2 protein-coding genes are annotated in these 3,954 nt (G+C 44.3%); both read left to right on the forward strand.

Going from position 1 to position 3,954, the window contains the following annotated elements; genetic code table 11:
• A partial coding sequence (locus ABLA85_RS08295) for a methyltransferase (RefSeq protein ID WP_367963039.1) occupies positions 1 to 1,801 on the forward strand: 1,801 nt, incomplete at its 5' end.
• A partial coding sequence (locus tag ABLA85_RS08300; protein ID WP_367963041.1) for a condensation domain-containing protein occupies positions 1,798 to 3,954 on the forward strand: 2,157 nt, incomplete at its 3' end. The genes ABLA85_RS08295 and ABLA85_RS08300, both read left to right, overlap by 4 nt.

Genomic DNA, 3,954 nt, shown 5'->3' on the forward strand with positions numbered 1-3,954 from the left:
CAATGATATTGTGAGTCATGCAGTGGTAAGCATGTATAGTCAAGGCGAAAATCAAAAACTCATTGCTTATATCAGTCCCACAACGGCGTGGTTAGACGAAAAAGTGACGGCATTGAATGAGAGCTATATTGAAAACAGGAAAAATGTCTTTGAAGGACAATCTACATCGGAAAATACCCATCATGACAATAATGGAGTAGTAGATTCAGACACGGATTCCAGTCGCTGGATAAACAGTTATACCGGTCAGCCCATTACGCTGGACCAAATAAAAGAGTGGCGGGCAGGCACTGTACAGCGAATTGAATCCTTGCGTCCCCGTCGCTTACTGGAAATCGGCTGTGGGACAGGTGACTTGTTGTACCATTATGCGGCTCAGTGTGAATCGGTACTGGTCACTGATATTTCAGCGGCAGTCTTGGATCGTCACCAAAAGATTTTGCAACAGCGTGGCTGGTCGCACGTAGAACTAAGAAGGGGGGATGCACTGAATTTGGGCACAACCACGCCTGATCAGTTCGATACCGTTGTAATGAACTCCGTTGTGCAATCCTTCCCCAATGTTCAATACCTGGAAAAAGTGCTTACTCAGCTACTGTCAATCATGGAGGCAGGCGGAAAAGTCTTGTTGGGAGATATTCGTAACTTAGATCTATTAACTGCACATGTCACGGCCATTGAGCAAGGTCACCTGAATGGGCAACGCATTGAAGTCAGTACATTGGCAAATCGTATTCAGCGGCGATTACAACAAGAACCCGAATTGCTGCTTAGCCCAACCTATTTTACCCAGTTACCAACACGTTATCCTGAAATTAGCCGGGTTGATATTTTGGTCAAACGTGGCATCGGTGATAATGAAATGCTGCGCTATCGGTATGATGTCATTCTGCATAAGAGAAACGAGCAGACGACATCTTGTGATGATCTATCTTGCAATTGGTACGATTTCTCTACTCTGGAAAATCTGCGTGATTTATTGCAGGCAGGGATAGACCCGACATTCGGTATTTCAGGCATACCTAATGCCCGCATCAAAGATGATTTTGACTTAGCGGAAGGGCTACGTCATTGGCCAGCCAATCAGATGATATCACCGTCAGAATATGCAGGCGGTTTTTCTCCGCAAGCAACGGAGCAAGTTCAGGCATTGGAGTCTTTGCTTCATTATGCCGAACAGTGTGGTTATCAGTGTGGTGTGACATGGTCACAACAACGACCTGACTTGTTGGATGTCATTTTCAGCCGGGGTGAATTGCCACCTGTTCAGTCTCGAACCCATTATAGTCAAACCCATTTGGCGAACTACCCGCAGATCGCCGCGATGAATAGTGAACTTTCAGAACTGCTTGAATCCGCTCTGAAAAAACAACTGCCAGAATATATGGTGCCTAATCTCTATATCACGCTGGAGCGTATGCCACTCACATTGAACAATAAAGTGGATAAAAAAGCGCTACCGATCCCAAATGAAAGTGATTTGCGTAGACAAGATTATGTTGCCCCAAGAAATGAAATAGAACAAAAAATCAGTCAATTATGGCAGGAATTGTTGAATGTCAGCCAAGTGGGGATTTATGACAATTTTTTCACACAAGGTGGACATTCACTCCAGGCGACGCGCCTGATCAGTTCGATACGCAATGAATTAAACGTCAAAATACCGTTAAGAAGTATTTTTGAATATCCAACACTTGAGCAGTTATCACAAATAGTCACAGTTCATCTTGTTAAAGGAAACAGAAAACATTTCCAGACTGAGCAAGAAACGACACAAAAATTACTGAAAGGTGATATATGAAAAAGGCTGTGCAAATTGTCAATGAAGCTTTAAGTCAAGGGATCACGCTGTTTGTAGCAGATAATCGCTTACAATATGAAACCTTCCGTGACAGTACTCCACCGGAATTGCTCAGTGAATGGAAACATTACAAGCAAGAGTTGATTGAATTCCTGAGTCAGGTTAATACAGAAGAAACTCAGACACATTGGTTGCAAGATATTCCGCGTGATGGTAACGCGGAACACTATCCGCTTTCATTTGCTCAACAACGTTTATGGTTTATTGATCAACTGGATGGAGACAGCCTTCAGTATAACTGTACAGGAAATTTCAGGCTGCGGGAGCTTGTTAACATTAAAGCATTTGAAGCAGCTATTCAGGCGTTACTCGAACGGCATGAAGTGTTGCGTACCCATTTTCAAACCATCAATGATGAACCGCGGCAATTTATTGCTACTGATTACGATTTACCGATTACACATTATGATTTATCTGCACTTTCTGAAACTGAAAAAAACGATCAAGTAAAACAACTCGGTAAGGCAGAAGAGAATTTGATTTTTAACCTTCGCACGGATCTGATGCTGCGTGTCCGTTTAATAAAATTGGCGGAAGATGATTACGCGATTTTGTATACAATACACCATATCGCTTGCGATGGCTGGTCAATACCTATATTTCTCAGTGAGCTCCTTACCTTGTATCGGGCTTTTTGTCGAGGTGAAGTTAATCCACTCCCGCCGCTGAAAATTCAGTATACCGATTACGCCCAGTGGCAACGGAACTGGCTGCAAGGTGAGATGCTGGAAAAACAGCAGACTTATTGGCAGAACCAGTTAGCGGGTATTTCGCCATGCCATCGTGTGCCTCTGGATAACCCACGTCCGAAGAAACAAAATTTCGACGGACGGCTTCATCCACAGCGCATTTCAGCGCGTCTTACTCAAGCAATCAGAGCATTATGTACCAAACATAAAGTGACACTATTTATGTTTCTGGAAACGGCTTTTACCGTATTGCTGAGCCGCTACAGTAATGAAAAAGATATTTTGGTTGGAACAGTAATTGCCGGCAGACAACATCCTGATATTGAACCTCTAATCGGCTTTTTTGTGAATTCACTGGTTATCCGAACCGATTTATCCGGCCAGCCGACGTTCAGTGAATTATTAAAACAAAACAGCCACACCATCCTGGATGCTTACGAATATCAAGATTTGCCGTTTGAGATGTTGGTAGAAAAAATCAGCCCGGAACGGAACCTAAACCATAATCCCATCTTCCAAATCCTGTTTGTTGTCCAGAACAACCAACAGGATACAACGCTGAAACAAGATAATATTATTGCAGATGAAAAAAACGTGTTTATGACCACACGATTTGATTTGGAAGTTCATGTGTATGAAGAGGAAAATGAATTATCTATCATCTGGATTGCTGATACCAGCCTATTTAATAATGCTACCATCGACAGATTACTTGCCAATTACGAAACCTTGTTGACCAGCATTGTTGAAGTCATGAGCACCCATTCAATCGATAAAGAGCCCTCCGTTCATGAACTCCCATTATTGGCAGAAGCTGAAAAACAGACCTTACTGCATAAATTAAAGGGGCCACAGAATCATTATCCATCAGGGCGGTGCTTCCATGAACTGTTTGAAGAACAGGCGGCCCTGGATCCTGAAAAAACCGCGCTGGTTTTTGGGGAGGAAACTTTAAGTTATCAGGCCGTTAATGCTCAGGCCAATCAGTTGGCTCATTACCTGATTGAACAAGGTATCCGGCCAGATACTCTGGTGGCCATTTGCCTTCCCCGGTCGTTACAAACGGTGATTGCCCTGTTGGGTATTCTCAAAGCCGGCGGCGCTTATGTGCCGCTGGATGCCAGTTACCCGCAAGCCCGCCTGCAATATATGCTGGTGCACAGCGGGGCGGAATTTATCCTGACCGAAACAGCACTGGTGGATAAATTACCCCTCAGCCAGCAACGCGTTATCTGTCTGGATTCCGACACGGTACAGTCGCATGTGCAAAACCTGCCCGCCGGTAATATTGTTCATCGCCCGGTGCCCCTGACAGAAAATCATCTGGCCTACGTCATTTACACGTCGGGCTCTACCGGCCGGCCAAAAGGGGCAATGCTGGCACATAAGGGGTGGGTGAATCTG

It is taken from the genome of Xenorhabdus sp. SGI246 (assembly GCF_040838225.1).
Taxonomy (GTDB): domain Bacteria; phylum Pseudomonadota; class Gammaproteobacteria; order Enterobacterales; family Enterobacteriaceae; genus Xenorhabdus; species Xenorhabdus indica.